General features: G+C 51.4%; 14 protein-coding genes and 1 pseudogene. 1 reads left to right on the top strand and 14 read right to left on the bottom strand.

The window, feature by feature from the left end:
- Positions 1-47 precede the first annotated feature (47 nt).
- The gene (locus tag ACTQXI_RS03540) at positions 48-1,613 is read right to left on the bottom strand and encodes a DUF6119 family protein (protein WP_441048834.1); all 1,566 of its coding nucleotides are present in this window, start codon (positions 1,611-1,613) and stop codon (positions 48-50) included.
- 419 nt (positions 1,614-2,032) lie between these two features.
- Here ACTQXI_RS03540 and ACTQXI_RS03535 point away from each other — a divergent pair, with 419 nt between their 5' ends.
- On the top strand, positions 2,033-2,170 hold the full coding sequence (locus tag ACTQXI_RS03535) for a hypothetical protein (protein WP_441048835.1): 138 nt from the start codon (positions 2,033-2,035) through the stop codon (positions 2,168-2,170).
- A gap of 353 nt (positions 2,171-2,523) precedes the next feature.
- Here the strand turns inward: ACTQXI_RS03535 and ACTQXI_RS03530 are convergent, their stop codons facing one another.
- The 13 genes and pseudogenes from ACTQXI_RS03530 to ACTQXI_RS03470 all read right to left on the bottom strand — a co-directional run.
- Positions 2,524-3,804, bottom strand: coding sequence for an IS256 family transposase (locus ACTQXI_RS03530; protein WP_441548334.1), 1,281 nt, complete (start codon positions 3,802-3,804; stop codon positions 2,524-2,526).
- Positions 3,805-4,211: 407 nt separating this feature from the next.
- On the bottom strand, positions 4,212-5,117 hold the full coding sequence (locus ACTQXI_RS03525) for an Abi family protein (protein ID WP_441048668.1): 906 nt from the start codon (positions 5,115-5,117) through the stop codon (positions 4,212-4,214).
- 150 nt (positions 5,118-5,267) lie between these two features.
- The gene (locus ACTQXI_RS03520) at positions 5,268-6,887 is read right to left on the bottom strand and encodes an AAA family ATPase (protein ID WP_441548333.1); all 1,620 of its coding nucleotides are present in this window, start codon (positions 6,885-6,887) and stop codon (positions 5,268-5,270) included.
- Positions 6,888-7,151: 264 nt separating this feature from the next.
- Positions 7,152-7,544: a 3'-5' exonuclease gene (locus ACTQXI_RS03515; protein ID WP_441048670.1), complete on the bottom strand. Its 393-nt coding sequence runs from the start codon at positions 7,542-7,544 to the stop codon at positions 7,152-7,154.
- A gap of 419 nt (positions 7,545-7,963) precedes the next feature.
- A complete protein-coding gene (locus ACTQXI_RS03510) occupies positions 7,964-9,190 on the bottom strand; it encodes a Coenzyme F420 hydrogenase/dehydrogenase, beta subunit C-terminal domain (RefSeq protein ID WP_441548332.1) in 1,227 nt (408 codons plus the stop codon).
- A gap of 12 nt (positions 9,191-9,202) precedes the next feature.
- Positions 9,203-10,606, bottom strand: a complete 1,404-nt coding sequence (locus ACTQXI_RS03505; RefSeq protein WP_441048665.1) for a lipopolysaccharide biosynthesis protein — start codon at positions 10,604-10,606, stop codon at positions 9,203-9,205.
- The gene (locus tag ACTQXI_RS03500) at positions 10,606-11,682 is read right to left on the bottom strand and encodes a polysaccharide pyruvyl transferase family protein (protein ID WP_441048664.1); all 1,077 of its coding nucleotides are present in this window, start codon (positions 11,680-11,682) and stop codon (positions 10,606-10,608) included. Before ACTQXI_RS03500 ends, ACTQXI_RS03505 begins: the two co-directional genes overlap by 1 nt.
- Positions 11,683-11,685: 3 nt before the next feature.
- Positions 11,686-12,849 (bottom strand): glycosyltransferase family 2 protein, encoded by a 1,164-nt coding sequence (locus ACTQXI_RS03495; RefSeq protein ID WP_441048663.1) that lies wholly within the window; start codon positions 12,847-12,849, stop codon positions 11,686-11,688.
- 55 nt (positions 12,850-12,904) lie between these two features.
- A complete protein-coding gene (locus ACTQXI_RS03490; protein ID WP_441048662.1) occupies positions 12,905-14,143 on the bottom strand; it encodes an O-antigen ligase family protein in 1,239 nt (412 codons plus the stop codon).
- A gap of 99 nt (positions 14,144-14,242) precedes the next feature.
- Entirely contained in the window at positions 14,243-15,046 is an 804-nt protein-coding gene (locus tag ACTQXI_RS03485) for a hypothetical protein (RefSeq protein ID WP_441048661.1), read from the bottom strand.
- The gene (locus ACTQXI_RS03480) at positions 15,047-15,994 is read right to left on the bottom strand and encodes a glycosyltransferase family 2 protein (RefSeq protein ID WP_441048660.1); all 948 of its coding nucleotides are present in this window, start codon (positions 15,992-15,994) and stop codon (positions 15,047-15,049) included.
- A 5-nt stretch (positions 15,995-15,999) separates the two neighbouring features.
- On the bottom strand, positions 16,000-17,022 hold the full coding sequence (locus tag ACTQXI_RS03475) for a glycosyltransferase family 2 protein (RefSeq protein ID WP_441048659.1): 1,023 nt from the start codon (positions 17,020-17,022) through the stop codon (positions 16,000-16,002).
- Positions 17,023-17,122: 100 nt separating this feature from the next.
- Positions 17,123-18,025: pseudogene (locus tag ACTQXI_RS03470) on the bottom strand (acyltransferase family protein); the annotation flags it as partial.
- Between the last annotated feature and the right edge of the window lie 126 nt (positions 18,026-18,151).

Here is an 18,151-nt window from a genome sequence, read left to right as displayed (position 1 = left end):
ATCAAGAGCAAGAGTTCCCAGCCGGCGACCGAACTAGCAGCAATGAATCAACCGCAATCGGCTCGGACCTCCTTGATTCTCGCCAATGCGACATCAATGTCCATCGCGGCCAGTTGAGAGCACACGGCATCTAGTGCCACTTTGCTAAAGAATGGAATCTCAGGCCTTACCGCATCATGTTTAGAGATAATCGCAAAAACGACCTGTTTGACCGAATCCCTTTCCAATTTAAAACAATTAGGTTCAATCTTGTCTAGAACAACCTGTGCGCACTTCCTAAAACTAGGATCTGCCTTTACCAAACGAGCCGAGACCAAGCCCTGATTGAACAGATGACTTAAAGTCGAAGAACCTTGATAATGCTTAACGTGAATGAACGTACCGTCTTTACACAAGATGTCACAAAGCTCGACCTGGCTGCCACGACCGCCGTAGTAAATGGTCTTCTTGTCTAGCAACAACTCGGTCGAGGAATTCATCTCCACGACACGTTGGTTATACGGGCCCTCATATTCGCCCTTAAAATATTCTGGGAATTCCGTTGGGTAAAGCGGAATCTTAGAGAAGCGAGATTCAATCGATGATTTGTAGTCACCATCAATTCGATACCATTTTCCATTATTTGCACAGTAACTGGCCCCTTGATATTCGACCTCGCCATATAGGCACTCAGATGCGCGCCATTTATTTATCACCGAGCCCTCTGCCTGTCCAATAACAGAAATACGGGTTTTGCAAAGGTCTTCGTAGCTCTGAGGCAACTTTTCCGGTTCCGGATAGACCATGTCGAGACAAACATCGTCAAGCAAAGATTCCTTTGATCCAACACGAAAGCCTGCGACCGCCTCCCATTCAAGGATTTCCGGCACTGCAAGCCATATATTTTGATCGTGAGCATTAATGAGGCTAATGGCTTTAGAATTCAACGCATCTTCGAGTGACCGCTTGCGCACCGGAACGATTCTGTCGACCCAACCGTATTTAGCCTTATAAGAATCAAGCACATAAACGGCATAGACAGACTTAAGATAGTCTCGAATCGATTCTACCGACTCACCAACACTCAATGCGAGAGAATCCGACCCAGTAATAGATCCAGTTGCAAGCAGTCCATCGCCGCCGCTTACCGTCACTCCTTCCAGCAAATCGCGCTCGACATCAATTTCAAAAGCATCAACTGAAGACGGAAGGGGCATTTGCTCGTCGGTCTTTCGAGCATTACCTGAGACTGCAGTTCGTTTTAGCTTGCGAAGTCCACCATCTATTGCCTGATTGAGTGCCACTTTAAGCCCAAAGCGCTCCTCGACTGTCTCTTTATCCAGCAAAGTAAAACCATAGCCAAAAGAAATGGCAAATAGACGCTCATCGTCCTCCGTCACGGCAACTTGAACCAGATGGAGAGCGCTTGCAGAAGAAGACAGCAAAGTATCGGACTCCAGTTGACCGTCAAAATAATCAATCCATTTTGGCGGATGAGGTTCTGATGGCTTTGTGTAAACCACTGAACCATCTTCTAGAAGGTGCCTATGGATATAGGGGTCATTGGAGTCAACGACGTCACCAATATTAAAACCCTCTTTAATAAGGTAAACCGACATCTTTTGCTTAGCCATAAACATCACCCGTCACGATCGAACCAGACTGCCACCTTATACCCGTGAATAGGCCGATCGAATGCAATGTCTCCACTAAATGTAGAAGGGAGAAACCCTGATTAAACGCTTCGCCGCGTTCAATTAAGACTGAACAAAAGTTGCTCTCACGGCACAAAAGCACCCCAGTTATCGCGAGCGTGCCCTTCACCCGATCGATTTACTGTCTGAGAGAGGAAGCCGACACTCGCAGCCCAACAATGCCCATCCAAACTCTTCGCGAGCGAGGGCTCCCATACCCTAAGACACCGCTACTCTGAGCCGTGCCAGGCGCACGTCAACTTGGCGCGATGGTTTAAGAAATCTCTCTTATTTTGGAACAAAGCACCTGGGCCCGTGCGGCGGCTCAGGACACGCCCACTAAATGAGAGGATAGCACCATGCCGAACGACGACATCGTCTACTTACTGAAGTTCGCGTCCAAAGAGGCATACATCAACGAGCTGATGGACGGGCGCCTCTATATAAACGCAGCGGGTACTACCACGGTCTGCCCGGAGAGCAGGGCGATCCACTAGAAGCGTCTCTGGCGTACGGCATGGGCATCTACGCCCATTGGCTCTTGCCGATATACTGCATGTTCACGGTGCGGGAGAGCGACATTGTTGACAACACTGTCGTGATTTGTTGATGTTCACTAAGAAGTGGTCCGAGTGATCACTGGGAAATGAGCACCGTGAGCACGAAAAATTGAGCAGTTTAAGCAAGACGGCCGCACCCCGGGGACCGGGGGCGCGGCCCTCGCCGTATGGTTTCCCCGGGCGGTTACTTTGGCGAGCCCGCCCGGGAGGTAGTGTCGAGAAAGTTGGTGTAGTGCCCGATCCGAAGCGAGTCGGCCCGGCGTCCCAGAATCTGGAATACGGTTGATATCCTATGCCGCCTCGACCCTGTCCGCAAGCTCGAGGCCGGACTCGAGCATCTTCCTTGCCTCCGCCTCGAGCCGCGCCCAATCGACGGGACCGTCGGTCCCCCGGGTGCGACCGTCGTCGTAGAGCTCGTTCATCCTCGCCTCCGAGAAGTACCTGGACTCCTGCCATATCTCGTCCTGCTCGCACATGACCGCGCCCGCGAGCCGCACCAGCGAGCCCGTGGAGGGGAACACCTGCACGACGCGCGACCTGCGCTTTATCTCCCGGTCGGTCCTCTCCTGCACGTTGTTGGTGCGCAGGCGCTTCCAGTGGGTCGGCGGGAAGTCGAGGTAGGCCGGCGCGTCGGGCTCGGCCTCCTCCAGCACCGCCGCCGCCCTGGGGCAGCACCCCGCCAGCATGTCGCACGCCGCGTGGTACATGGCCGTCACGGTGGCGGCGTCGCGCCCGCGGAACACCTGCGACACGATCCTGCCCACGCGGCGCCTGAGCTGCCAGGAGCCGGCCTCGCGCATGCAGTCGCGCATGAGGTGGACCGCGCAGCGCTGCCGCGCGGCGCCCTGGAAGACCTCGCCGAGCGCCCGGACGAGCCCCGGGTGGGCGTCCGAGACGACGAGCCGCACGCCCGCCGCCCCGCGCGAGCGGATAGCCCGCAGGAAGGCGAGCCACGAGTCGTAAGACTCGGTGTCAACCACGTCGACACCGAGGACGCGCCTCCAGCCGCCCGCATCGCAGCCGATGGCGGTGACCACGGCGGTGGAGGCGACGCGCCCCTCGCGGCGGCACTTGACGTAGGTCGCGTCGAGCCAGACGCAGGGCACCGGCGAGCCGTCGAGCGGCCTTCCGCACAGATCCTCGATGTCTGCGTCCAGGCTCGAGGCGATTGCGCTCACCTGGTCCTTCGAGAGCCTGGAGACGCCCATCTTCTCGGCCACCCTCTGCACCTTGCGGGTGCTCGTGCCCGTGGCGTACATCTCGGCGACGGCGGCAACGAGGGCGCGGTCGACGCGCTGGTAGCGCTCGAGCACGTCCTCCGGGAAGAAGCTGCCGGAGCGCAGCTTGGGGACGCGCAGCGTCAGCGTGCCGACGCAGGTGGCGAGCGACCTCTCGCGGTAGCCGTTTCGGCTGTTCGCCCCGCCACCGCAGAGCTGGTCGGCCTCGGCGTCCATCACGGCGTTCACGACCTGCTCGGCGAGTCTGCGAAGCAGCTCCTGCATATCGATGGCGCCGTCGTCGAAACGGGGCATAGCGAGCATGTCCGGCGTCGGGTCTGATAAGATTTCCATAGCGGTCTTCGTCCTTTCCTAGAACCTGTTGTTGTGGTGATTTCAGATTCTAGGACGAAGGCCGTTCTTCGTTAAACGAGCGCTAGGGTGTCACCCTTACACCAACATTTTCGACGCGATCTTGCTACACCAATGACAACAGGCATAAAGTGCCAAACCGCCCATGCTCGGCCATTCCATTGCCGGAATGGCGCCTAGCCAGCATATCAGACATTAAACGCATGAAAAAAGGGCAACACTCTCTTGTCGAAAGCGTCACCCTTAAAGCTCCCGTAAAGCTTTTGTATGATAGCTCGGTATGCTACATCATCTCGCAGAGATGTACAGCACCAAGAATCACTATTCCTAGCAGAACAAACACCATGAATGCGGCGGTCCAATTGCCATCGGCGTTATTGAAGCTTTCTCTACACTCTGATGTTCATCTCTTTAAACACGCTGTATAAAACATCTTGTGCAATTAACCCACGATAAGATCCGACAAGCTTGCCCAATTCATCAAGCATTGCTTTCGTCTCTTCGTCAGGTAGAACACGGCAGAGCAGGGAGTACATATCAGAAAACCTTGCCCCTCTTACGACCGCACAATAGAGCCGCTCGTCATGCGCGCAAATATTCCTAAAGCCAGAAAGAACTTGAATGACACGAAGCATCACTATCGGCTCGAGCCTTTGTTTTCTATTTGACGTTTGGCTGACCAACTTGCAGGCAGCATTTTGCACACCGCGTTTTTGAAGCTGATAGAAATGTGAGATATTGCCAAATGTCAGATCATTCTGAAGAACCCACAAGGGCACTGCACCGTATTTATTTAAATAATGCTTCACGAAGGGACGCATGCGCTGTTCATCTGTCACCTTGCCATTCAGAATTATTATCAGGTCAGCAAGCCTCTTCGAATGCTGTTTCCTTTTATCACCTCGAAATGCCTTGGGCACAAGCATATCGTTAGGATCGACATAATTAGCCCGATTCAGATAGGCGTCAGCAGCACGATATTGATCGCAAAACGAATACACGACCGCGTTCTTGAGCACAGCTTCGGCCCTCGCGAGATATGAAAAAGTAAGTTGCCTAAGCTCCCTGTCAAACAAGAATAAATCGTAAATGTTCTTAAATGAAGTGCCTTCCCTATAAACATCACTTGACGAGGACTGCGCAGCGTTTTTATCAAGAAACGGAGCTTTGTAGCCGTTTATGACCGCATAATAACTCTCACGCCTCAGGCAATCTGTCGTAGAAGCATCAGTCGCCACCCCACGGCTCTCTAGGAGTTCAATAAGTTGAGCGAAAGTCTTAAATTCCTTTGCCAAAGCAAGCTCCTAAAATCAAAGGGCCGTTGCCGGAAGCCTCCGAACAACGACCCTTCTTTGTCATCGCCTCACTTAGAGTCCACGACGACTGTATCACTATTGGTATAGTACCCTAAATTCATCGCTAATGCGGTGCATACGGGAATTACATTAAGCGTTCGGTGCGCGATGTAATGTCTGTAGTTGTTTCTGCTCTTTAGCAATCGTGATTTGCTTATCAATATGCTCAATGGTCTCAATTAGGTGCGTCAAAATCTGCCTGAGTTCATCCTCGGGCAAAGAACAGATGTGGTCACAAAAAGCTTGCTTTTGAAATTCGGAGATCACCTTTTTATCGCCATAATCTCCAAAGGTTTGCTTTTCCTGATAAAAAGCCGACGTATCGAAATCGTCATCCAGCACTAGGGCATTTTCAATTCCCTTCTTAAAGTGCTTTCTGGATTTGTAAGTTTCTATTTTCGTAATTAACACATTGTTGCTTAAACACTCATTAATCTTTTGATCGCAATCGTACAGGAAAGCAGTGAAGACCGATGGAGGATTTGCATTCAAATAAGCGGCTGCTTTATTAAGCGATGGTGCGCCCGTGAATTCGCATGATCCATCAGAGCTCTTCTTTCCTATCCATTTAAATCGCAAGTGGTTGTTAATATGGGCAAAAGAAAGTGCTTTATTGAAATACTGCTCATCGGTAGGCCCCTCTAGATAAACAGTGGGGGCTTCGTTCGCAAACCACGAAACCGAAAAAGCATCCTTCACCGCTTGAACCGTACCAGGACCGTAAAACTCCGGATTTGTCTGAGCGACTACCTCACCGGACTCATTCTTAGCTAGAACGATTACTTTGTCGTTATATCGATTTTCATCATGAATAATAAAGGGCGAGTGGGTTACACAGAAAATTTGAGAAGTTTGGTTCCCGTCTTCGTCCTGAAACAACGATTTATAAAAGTGAAGAATCTTCTCCTGCCATGAAGGATGAAGGCTAATTTCAGGCTCGTCAATAAATACAAACGAACCTCTGAGCGCATGCGAGTCCTTCAGCATAAAGCACCCACGATAGACAATCTGCTTTTCACCAGAACTCAGCTGATCAACACGGACATCATGGCCATTCTTTTTAAAGAGAATTTCTTTATGGCCGTTGCGATTATCAACACGGTCGTAATTCAAGTCGTCAAACATCAGATCAAAAGCTTTGGTGAACCTAGGCATCCTTTGAGGGACTTGAAGCCGCGAGAGCCCAGTTTCCATATTGTTCCTAGCAACCCTAGCGACATCAGCATCATCAAGCGCCTGAATATCAATAATAAGTTGATTAATTTCAGTGGGCAGATCACTTGACGAGCGAATACTCTCAACAGATTCATCAATATTTCGACTTGTTACACTAGTTATTTGATCAGACTTAAAATTAATATCGACATCAGAAAAGATAGCGGAAGTGGGAAAAATCTCTGCAAATTCATCCGAACCCACCCAATTATCGAGGCCTAAGCCATCTTTGACATAGAGGTAGTCGTGTCCCTTAATATCCTTGGCATAAAACTCGTATGTTCGTATTTCGGAGTCAAAGTCGACTTCGATTGAATCAACATAACATGGCATATCGTGATACTTATGTGCCATGATTTGATAGAGCAGCTCGACTAAGCTGCTTTTACCAATGCCATTATTTCCAGCGATGATGACAGTATCAACGGCTTTATTTGATGAGTCGGTAAAGTCCAACTCTAGATTACCTAATACCGGATGATTAGATAACTTCAACTTTCGAACTCGGATCATGAGACCCCCACTTCAAACTGCTTTTATAGCAGTTTACTAAACCTATGGTGTCAAATGGTCAGCAATGCCGCGGTGCTGCTTCGCAATATTCAACAGTGGCTAATTAAACAAACACCGCATCCTACCAAGACGCTAGTGCCCAAGCCGTTCTAGTCAAAGAACAGCTTGGGCACACCCCATGAGACCACAGCGAGAGCCGCGACCAGACCTCGAGCCAATAGCAGACACACTCCATAGCGCCACAAATCACCGCTCCCCGTCCATGGCCGTCCAGCTCACAGGTTCAATACCCGGAAGAGACGTTAAGCAAGAGGGACAGGCAACCTGATAGTTCCCGTTATTTGTCCTGCGCTGCATGGAAGCGGAGACATATACCGCTTTGCGGGCGCGAGTGACACCGACGTACAGCAGGCCCATTTCCTCAATAAGCCCGTCTGGCATATTCATCGCATCAACGATCCGGCATCCATATGCAGAACGCGAGCACATACCAGCACTTTCGCACCGCGAACAAATCCTTCCAGTCCAATCGACGCGCGTAACGCCCGGAATGAAAACGGTGTCCCACCCGAGCCCCTTAGCGGAGTGAGCGGTCATCATCGAGATGTCTGCATCAAGGTAATCGGAGAAACGCCGCAGGGAGCCCTCGGAAAAATGCTAACGATATAGTCGAAGCGCTCAGACGGATCCATCGCGACGCAGTCATTTTTAAGGTGTTTCCGCAGCGCTCCAAGAAGCATGGCATGGGACCGCCCATACATGAATCTCCTGGAGCCAGTCAGCAGTTCATCAGAGATTGAGTCGAATATTTTGTCCGCTGCAGACCGGCTGACGCCCTTTTCTCCAGACGCTGCATCGGTAATCTTGGATAAAGCAAACGCATTGAATTCAACGGACTCTGGGGATGTATCCGCAGGCTACATCTCAGAGCGAAAAGAGAAAACTATCGCATGAATTAAAGCCAGCATAGCATTGCCCCTTGCGCGTATTTACAACTTAAAGAACGCGCAAGGGATAATCGACAGGTCATCCAGTTTTTGAAGAATGGATAGCTGTGCTTATTTTCCAAGTGCCTTTTTAAGTGTTCGAACGGCCGATGCAGGCAAAACAGTCCTTACTGCCTTCTTGGCATAAAACACAACGCCGCGCTCACGCTTCTTGTAGAGACGCTCCACGGCGTCCCAGCCACCATTGGCGTAAGCGTCAATGTATAGCCCCCTATCCTTGGGAAGAACACTCGGATGGCGGAGCTGGTCGTTGCCCTTGGCGATATCGTCAAATTCGACAGGGTACAAGTCCAGTGCGTTGCTGGATTCAATAAACTCCCTGCCGCGGTCGTTATTCACCAGCAAGCAGGAGACGCCCTTCATCTGATTGAACCTCTCAGCATCCTTCAGAACATCGGGCCTGTTTACATCGACGCCCCAGAAATCGCCGATGGTAAGATCGCCAGCACGAAATCTCCCTGCATAGGGGCACCTATAGCAGCTGTCGCGAAGCATCTTGAGGTTCAAGAACATGTCGTAGTAGGGGGATTTTGCCGCAGGAATGGTGAGCTCTCTTCCGTCCTCAAGAAGAAGAAGAAGGGAGTGACCCCACCCCTCGCGCTTGCACCTAAACCGGAAATCAACCACGGGAGACCCAAGCTGTTTGCCATAGTCCTCAGCGCAGTCCGCGAACATGCGGCCGGAAGGGACGCCGTGACAGACCAGGTCAACGGTTGTCAGGTTCTGATAATCGCGTCCGAGGAAACCCCTAAGGCCAGCGACTTGGCAGGGCGTTCCGCAGAACAGGACCTGCCTGCCCTCACGAAGATCCGCCTTAACATCGGCAAAGCAAACTCCGGCATCGCTCTGCACATATTTTGAGTTAAGAAGCAGAGACAGCTCATCAACGCTTGCCGCACGACTATGCAACACTCGAAGCGTATTCCCCTCACGCTCATAGGAAGCACCATATGCGACGCCGCCAGAAGAAATAAGCTCACGCGCAACGGCACCGAAAACTCCGCCGGAGGCGGACTCCGAGACATCGCCCCTACCAACAGCGGCAAAGAACGGTCCGGCCGAATTAGAGCCTATCCCCCGGTTGAGGCCGCACGCCCTCGTGCACGCGCCACAGCCAATACAGAGATCGCTATCAATTACAGGAAGAACAAACCCATCCTTCCCCTCGGACATGGTGATGGCGCCTTTCGGGCAGCCGGCGGCACATGCCCCGCATCCGCAGCAATGCGATGGCGACTCAAACAGTGTGGGAACTTCGCCCCTTTTCACGGTAGACATGCAGTTATCCCCCTATTTGCGAGCTGAAACAAGCTTACGCAGAATATCGGCATTCATATAAACGGAAAAAGCCAGCGCAATTGCCAGGCAAGCAATCGAGCTTAAGATGCCCGCACCGTAGGCGGACAGATAATAGAAAACGAACACGCCGATAATTGAAACTAAAGTCATAACTTGTTCCGTACGATCTTCGGCAAGCTTCGTAAACTTAGCGACCTTAATTCTACGGTACTCATTCACCACAATCATCGCCAAGAGCGTTGCAACAGATGCGCCATAAAGGCCGAAGTGCGGAATCAGCACGACACACAGAACGGCGCAAAGGACCGCAGACACAGCAGTGGTGGTACCCATAATTCCGGTCTCCTTATGTGCGGTAAAGATGCCACCGTAAAAGCCAGAAATGTTGCTGAAGTACGTCGCCAGGAGCAATATCGGCACATACAGCAGGCCCTCACCGAATGAACCCTTAATCAGGACGCCGTACACGAGGGGCATAAGCGCAGACATAAGCAGAACGACGCTCATCATGAAACGCCTGAGCGCACGATACACAGAGTTATAGAAAGCCGACTCGTCCTCATCGGAGTTGAGGGCGCGCGCCGAGCTCTCCTTCCAGGACTGGTAGAAGAAGCCATACACCTGGTCCATGACACCGGGGAACTTGTAAGAAACGGCGTACACGCCGGCAGCGGAAGCCCCGAGCGTGTTCATGATAATGAGCCTGTCCAGCAGGTTATTAATAGTCCAGGAAACCTTGTTGGGAATGAGCGGAAAGGAATACCGCAGGAGGTCTCGAGCATAGGAAATGGAGAAAGCCGACGGATCGATATAGCGCCAGAGCTTCCGCATGACCATGAACGTGAGGGCAACACCGCCCTGCGCAATGACCGTGGCAGAAAGCATGCCCACCACGCCCCAGCGCAACACGGCGATAAACAGAACGTTTAACACGATGGTAAGAGCGCTCGCAGTGAAGTTCATGACGGAATATCCCACGGTATCACCGAAACCACGTAGGACCGCCGAAGCCATCTGCAGAAGCGCACCAGCAATAACAAGCCCCACGACCCAGCCAAGATTTTCTGGCCTAAATAGCAACCAGGCCAGAATCGCCAAGACCGCAAAGCACGCGCAGCCAGCAAGAAGAACAGCGCAAGACGCGGTCACGGCCTTAGACCGATCCCCATCGGTGCGACAGTCGATGAGGAACCGGAAGAGTGCTTCGTCCATAAGCAGAGAAACGGCGGGAACGCAAAACAGGGCGATAGTGTTGATATAGTCGACGGTACCATAGTCGCCAGTGGAAAGAACTGAAGTATAGAGCGGCAGCAGAAGAAACGAAACAAGCTTGGTTGCCATTCCGCCCACCGCAATAATGCCAGTGTTCTTAATAAGTCGACGCGTCTCCCCCATTACGAAAGCGCCTTTCTAAGATAAGCCCAGGAATGCTCCCGCAGAGAATCCAGGCGAGAGTCCACGTCACTCCAGTCACAAGGGGCAATATCGTCGGCGCACATAACATCGACGCAACGGTCAGACAGCCCGATATTACTCAGCAAGTCGCGCATACGCGCACCAGACTTATCTGTCGCATATACGCGGAAGGGCCTATGAAAGAGAACTGAGAATACGGTTGCATGAAAGGAGTTGGTAAGAATAAGGCTTGCGTGCGCAATAAGCGAGACGAACTCCTCAGGACCAATGCCAAATAGGTTAACTGAATTTGGGATGTCCAGATCTTTCTCAGAAATATAAGCGACCTTCATGCCTGTCGTCTCTGCCGTCGCTGCGGTGCTCTCGATGAGCTCAGGACACTCACGCAGCAAATACATGAAGATATACTCGCCTTGAAGAAGCATCTTCGACGTCATCCCAGCGTAATCAGCAGCATTCAGAAGAAGCGTAGGGTCAAGAACTACATCAATGGGTTTATCGACAAGCGGCTGAAAGAGCGGAATCGTCTCCTCTTCACGGACGGACAGATAATCGAATTTAGAAAGAAGTCTGGCAACAAGCTCCTTATCAAAGTTCTCCGGCTTAAAGGACGTATGGGCCAAACTGGGCGCATAGGCTACGCGACGCTTGTTTCCCGCAAAAGATAGAAAATATGGCTCGACCACTCCGACAGTACAATCGAGATTCCAAATCTGATCACTGCCACAGATAAAGCAATCAAACTTATCAACCATTTCAGATAAAGAAGTTTCGTTTTTCCAAGACACGGATTCAGAAGTCAAGTTGTAAAAACTATTTGCAAATCGTTTAAATGAAGCTTTTCTAGAAGAGAAGCGACTCAACCGGCATAGAACTCTCAATGTAGTTTTAGGATGACGCAGCTGCAGCAAACGATACTGCTCGTAATCTCGAGCTCGATAATCAATGATCCTCACCTCATGCCCCATGAGAGTCAAAACACTCTGAAGTGCATAAGCCTGCAGCGCAGAGCCAAAATTAAGCGCTCCGTGAAAAGTGATGGTTCCAATTAACATTCTCTATTTAGTCCTGTTCAGATAAAAGTGAAGGGCATCTGAAAAAGCAAGCCCAACATTACCGCCAGAGGCAAGAGCGGTAGCAGCCAATAGATACAAACGGTAGTTCGAGGTGCGAAGCGCAAGCTCAATATCGCCCCAACAATCCGGCAGCCGTGTCTTCATGGATTTAAACTCTTCAATTGAGCAAAAAGTCGAACAGCAGCATTCGAACAAAGCACGCCTCTGCTCATTGTCGAGGGCTACAGTCCTACCCAGCAAAAGAGGGCCGAATAATGGAAGAAGGTGATCATAATCAACTTCAGAATATGCAATATCGAGTTCAGAACGCCAGCCAATCAACTCATCAAGCACCCAAAAAGAATCAAGGCCTTTAACGCTTGTGGGAGTAGACTGCATGATGGAGCCAGGCCGAATACGGTAATTATATCCGTCCAAGTCGTAGCATTTTAGCTCCTTATACTTCGGCTCAATACAGATTGGTTGCACAAGGTCTTCATACCAAGCTCCAACCGGAAAACAAAGACCATCCCAAATGCAACGACGATAAAGTCGTCCCCAGGGAGCCATCCAAGATGCCCTATCCTTCTCCTGTTCACCCAACATGCCGCCATCAGACATGTATCTAAATGTTGAGGTAACATAATCAGCAGAAGTTCGATCTAGTCGACTTTTCATAGCGCATAGATAGCCCGGGGCAATCGTATCGTCAGAATCGAGGAACATAATATATTTGCCCTTGGATATCCGGAGACCGGCGTTGCGCGCAGCGGATAGCCCCGCATTAGCTTGATTAACGACTCGTACATTCGAAACTCGGTCATATAAATGAGCGATGGCCCCAGAATTATCAGTAGAACCATCATTAACGATGATGACCTCATAAGTCCCGTCGACGCTTTGGGATACAACCGAATCTAAGCAATCCTTTAGATACTTTTCAACGTTATAGACAGGAATAATAACTGAAATATCAAACGAAACCTCATCGTTCATAAAGACCGGCTGAAGCATATGCCTAGGCCGTGGTGAAGCCGAATCCAGCAATGCGCGATCACCGTTGTATGGCACCTCATTTGACAATGCAAAGGAACGGATTATTTGATATAGAGGTCCGGATAGCAAACAATTAATTATTTTTTTAATTAACGCTTTGACTTCAATCAAGAAATAGCTCCTTACAACTGGGAGAAACTAATCTAAATAAATTAGAGAAAAATAGTCATTTATCTGAATTGGTGCAAATAAGAGACAGCAGAAAAGGAAGAAGGAAATAATTCAATGGGTTACCAACAAGTAATACGACTTCAAAAAAGGCCATAAATAGGTAAGAAATCAGAGAGGCTTGGACGCAAGCCTGAAGATTCGACCCCTCGACTGATTTAAGGCAACCATAAGACAGGCAAAACACGGATCCCAATATCAATACGAACCCAATAACGCCTGTGGCAACTAGATAATAAACGTAGCTATTATCCAACCATAACGTGTTATAAGGAGTAAGACCCATTCCATAGGAGCTGTTGGAGACATAGCCAAGTCCAACCATTAAACGACCACTTCTAAATAACTCAGGCAACGCATGGTCCAACAAAGTTAATCGATTCGATTGAACAATGGCACTATCAAGTGACATCGAGCCAAGAACGCTCGAAATAGCGTACGCAATAGCCATCAAAAGCACCAACCGTGAAACACGGTAGGCGAGCCTAGAATACTTGCCACCGGTTTTAAGGCGTCCTGAACAATAGAACGCAATAAGCAGAGCTAAGCCAATCAATGAACTACGGGAAGCGCTGCAGAGCAACATCAGCAGGGCCACAGCCAATAATCCAAAATCTATGGAAATGATGAACCAACCTTGGCCGCGTCGTTCCTCACACACATTCATAAATATAAACATCATGAATAAAGCGACACACATTCCTCCGAGTGTATTTGGATGGCCAAACCCAAATACCGTACGAACTCGTTGGTCGGCACTAAAAAGAGATGACAGTCCACTTAAATTAACGTCACCAAAATGTGTAAACAGCTGGACAGTCAAAATAATGCCTAATAAATGAAAGCAAAGAGCGCAGAAACCCCGTTGGATATTTCTATCCCTGACATACCAGGCAGTAAAAACAACCACAAGAAAGAAGAGGACCATAGCTTGGCCTATACCTAAACTCCCAGGCATTCTTGGATTGGTAAAGACATAACAAAACAGCACAATGTGTGATGCAAGCAATACAAAAAAGCCAGAAAAAGCAGTAGGTCTATATATCCCTTTAGTTAGTTCCAAGAGCCAGAGTGTTCCGACAAATGCAAGGTAAACAGCCTGAATCAAAATAGTTAAAGCAGATGAATCAATAACCTGAGCAATAACAAGCACTCTAGTTGTATATACGGCCGCAAATAATAAATAGAACACCAATGTATCGATTTTTTTTGATGAAATGGCCCGTCCGTAACCCACTATTCCCCCCCCTTAAAAACAACCTTGCAAGTGCGTACCATCTAAAACGTAAAATCAAATAGCGAAGTAAATCTTTTATTGAGCACGGCCTGAAATCAGTTAATAATTCTTGAACCCCGGCTTTCTCAATCCAAGAATCAACCACTTTGAATGAATTGCCCTCTCGCACTGACAGAGCAGCATCGCAAGGGCGATCGCCGCGATTACGAAAGAAGCCCATCGCGCGAGCTGCGCGCGGCGTCTCGGCAGCAGAGAGTACAAGACGAGGCAACCAAAGCAGGCTCCGCCCAGCGAGTTGGGTTGGCCGAACCCGAACACAGAGCGCATCCTGTCCGACGAGCTCATAATGTTCATAACACCACACAGGTTCAAATCCCCAAGGTGCGTCAAGAGGCAAAACGCCAGCAATCCGCCGATTGTGTAAAACGAGAGCCGGACAAAGAGGTCGAATATTTCTCTGGTCCTGATGAAATAGGCGGTGAGACCTATCACCAAGACGAATAGAAGGGCCGACTGAGTCAAGGAGTACTCGGAAGGCATCATTGGGTTGGTCAGCACGAGGCAGAAGAGCACGGTATGTAAAGCCATTAGCGCGAAGCAGGCAAACCCGTCTCCTAAGCATCTTACCCTTCCCAAGATCAAATCGATGGCAAGAACAGCGCCGAGAAGCCCGATGTAGGCAAGCTGGACCAGAATGGTCGCTGCCGATGATTCTATTAACGTGCTGAGAACAAGCCCCCTAGACAAGAGCACTATGGGCCACAGGACGGAAAAACAGACCACGGACAGCCTGGCAGACGCAAGGCTCACGTAGCCCCCGCGCACGCGATCCCGCCGTACTCCGCCATATCCAGAGACTCCCCGCGCTGCGAGGCGTTGCTCATCGCTAGCCGCAATGACCATTTAGCACCCCCTTAAAAACAGCGCGGCAAGCGAGTATGCGCCCCTGCGAAGCATCGCCAGCCTGGCTCTATCCTTACAATCTCGCGCCACAGCCCCCCGTATGCTGTCGAGGCCTTCGATTGATTCGAGCACAGCCGAAATCTCGGTCGAAAGCACCCCGCGCCTCTTGAGCCGCCCGGCGTAGTTCGCCAAAATCCGAGCCATCGAAAGGCGCGCTTCATTCCTCTCAGCCTCGCCGAGACCGCACGCATCGCAAAAGCCCATCAGGGCCGCGTACATCTTCCCATAATCCTCGGCATCGGATGCGCTGGGGGGCCGCTCCGTCCTGCTGCCCTCGTTGGCCACATACACGTAGGCGGTTTGGGGAGAATATGCAGCCGTACGAGCCTTCTCGAGGAAGGCAAGGTTGAAGCAAAGGTCCTCCCCGAGACCTTGACCAAGGGGAAACAGAACTCCCTTGCTCAAGGCTTTCTTGTAAAGCCTTGACCAAGGGGAATTCGCCGTGCACGTTAGGGCGAGAGCTCTCGCACGCCCGATATCCGAGGGAGAGAGCTGCGGTTTCACGACCCTCTGAGAGCCATCGCTCTCTCGAACGTAATCAAACGTGATGTAGTCCTCGCCGCCCCGCTTAGCGTCGAACGCCATGCCGAGATAGCCTGGCGCAGCATAGTCGTCGGCGTCAACGAAAGCGATGTAGTCGCCGTTCGCGGCAGCAATGCCGAGATTCCTGGCAGAGCTCACGCCCCCGTTGCCCTGACGAATGCAACATGCAATGCCCGGGTGCAGGCGGCACCAGTTGTCGCAAACCTCCGCAGTGTTGTCCGTCGAGCCATCGTCGACGACTAATATCTCGTAGCGCCCAAGGAAGCGTACGTCCACGAGCGAGTCGAGTGCCCTAGGGAGGGAGACTGCCGCATTGTAGGCAGGTATAACGATACTGAGCTCCATGCAGCTCACCGCCGGTCCTTAAGGGCGGAGCCCACCTTGGCAGCGGCAAGGATAGCGGGGTAGCACCGGCTGCGGATCAACGTGAGGAACGCCCGAGCAGACCTCGGCAACTTCTCTATATCTATGCCTCCCGTGGCGTTCGTCTTCTCAATGCCCTCCTTCAAGTGTCTGCAGGATGAGACGAAACCGCGATTCGCCCTAGCTTCATGGAATATAGCCATGAAAAGCCAGTATGCCTTAAATGCGTTCAGCTGGTCGTCGAGCCACTCCTCCTTACTGCCGAGCCTCGACACGAGGTAGTCGATGAGAAGCCTGTTGTTCTCGAACCTCGTCGGGTCGTAGGCCGTGCTTATCGAGGACTCGTTGCCCTTGAAGTAGCAGTAGAGAGCGTCTTCTAGAACGACTAGAGACGTGGAGTGATAAAGCGCCTCGAAGACGTAGGCGTTGTCCTCGCCCATCCTAATGCGCTCGTCCTCGCAGTGATGCTTAAGCAGAATCTCACGTCTGTAGACCTTGTTGCAGGCCATCGGGTTGAAGATGCCCCGGCAGAAAGGCAGCCTTTTGTCCCAAATCATATACGGCAGAATCTCTCCGCGCAGGCGCGCACTATCGTAAAACCCGCTCGCAGCATAGCAGGGCACAGGTTCCTCGCGATCGGGATAGACCATAGTCGCATTGAAGATGACGGCATCTGGTTTGTAAGGCTCAATCGCCCGTGACCAAAGCGTCTCGAGGGCGTCCTCGACCATCCAGTCATCGGAATCTACCGGGACGATGTAATCTCCCGCTGCAATGGCGAGACCGGCATTGCGAGCGCTACAGAGACCGCCGTTCGGCTTGTGGACGACCTTGACCCGGGCGTCCGTCGATGCGTAGCTCTCACACAACGCGGGACTGCCATCGGAGGACCCGTCATCGACCAGCACCACCTCGAAATCGCTAAAGCCCTGGCCAAGAACGCTCTCCACGCAGCGTGGGAGCCACGGCTCGACGTTGTATACGGGTATCACAACGGAAAACACCGGCATCGCTAAAGAACACCACCAATCGCGAACGAGTCCCCACATGGGACGCTATACAAACAAATAGAAGCCAACAACAGCTCACTCCTCCCTGTGCCGCGCTCCGTCAGATGGAAGGCGAACAAGGGACAAAGCAAAGCCCCCAATCGCGTGAAGAACCCATGCGACCAGAACGGTTCCCGCGACCGAGAACGCGATGAATGGCCCCGACGAAAGCCCCCCCTGCAATTTCGGAAACGAGGGAGAATACCGTCCCGTGCACGAGGTAAACCTCGTAAGAGATCGACCCAAGGATGGCGTTCAACCTGCTTCCCAGCGAAAGCAGGGAGTCAACGACCAGCATGAGCATGACGAGCGCCATGCCGAGCAGAATCTTGAGCAGGTAGTCGCCGAAGAAAGGCACGCCCTTGCACTTGAGATAAAGGAACCCGATAAGGACAGAAGCCGCTGTTGTCAACGCGAGACTGGCAACAGGCCTGCAACGAAGGGCATCGCAAAGGTGATCCTTGTTCCGCGAGAGCAAGATGCCCCACGCAAACCCCCATATCTCCGTCGGCCAACGGTAAATCGGGCTCAAATCCCCAGCGACATAGCCAACGACGCTCAAAAGTGCCACGCAACCGACGGTAAGGAGGTCCTTGCGAGCTTTGTCGACAGGAAGGAACTTGTTGGTCGCCCAGAAGGCAAGGTAGCAGAGCAGCAGCCAGACGACCCAGTTATCGACCCTGAGCAGGGTGAGAATCGAATCCGGACTCCCGAAGGCATAGCTCTCCACAAGCTTCAGCACATTGACGAGCAGACACGGGACGAGAATCTTCGGAAGCCTCCTGATCCAGAAGCCGTCCAGCGCCCGGACCCCTCTCGACGCAAGGCCGAGCGAAAGCCCATAAGCCGAGGTCATGAAGAAGAAGGTGACCCCGATGTAGGCGAAGCTGCCCACCGCGTCTTGAATCGGGTTCTGATAAGCGACAGGAACATGCACAAGGATGATGACGAGGCACCAGAAGCCACGAAGGGCGTTGGATGTTTAGGGCAATCTGATTGTTGCTAGTGCGGCACCCATTCTTTTCATCTACGGAAACGAAAAATTTCAGAAAAGGCAAAGGCATGCCGACCAGCTAGGCCTACCGTTGCA

The organism is Collinsella sp. LCP19S3_C9 (assembly GCF_052121575.1).
GTDB lineage: Bacteria > Actinomycetota > Coriobacteriia > Coriobacteriales > Coriobacteriaceae > Collinsella.
Note: the sequence above shows the minus strand (reverse complement) of the source record. Positions and strands in the feature narration are given on the sequence as shown.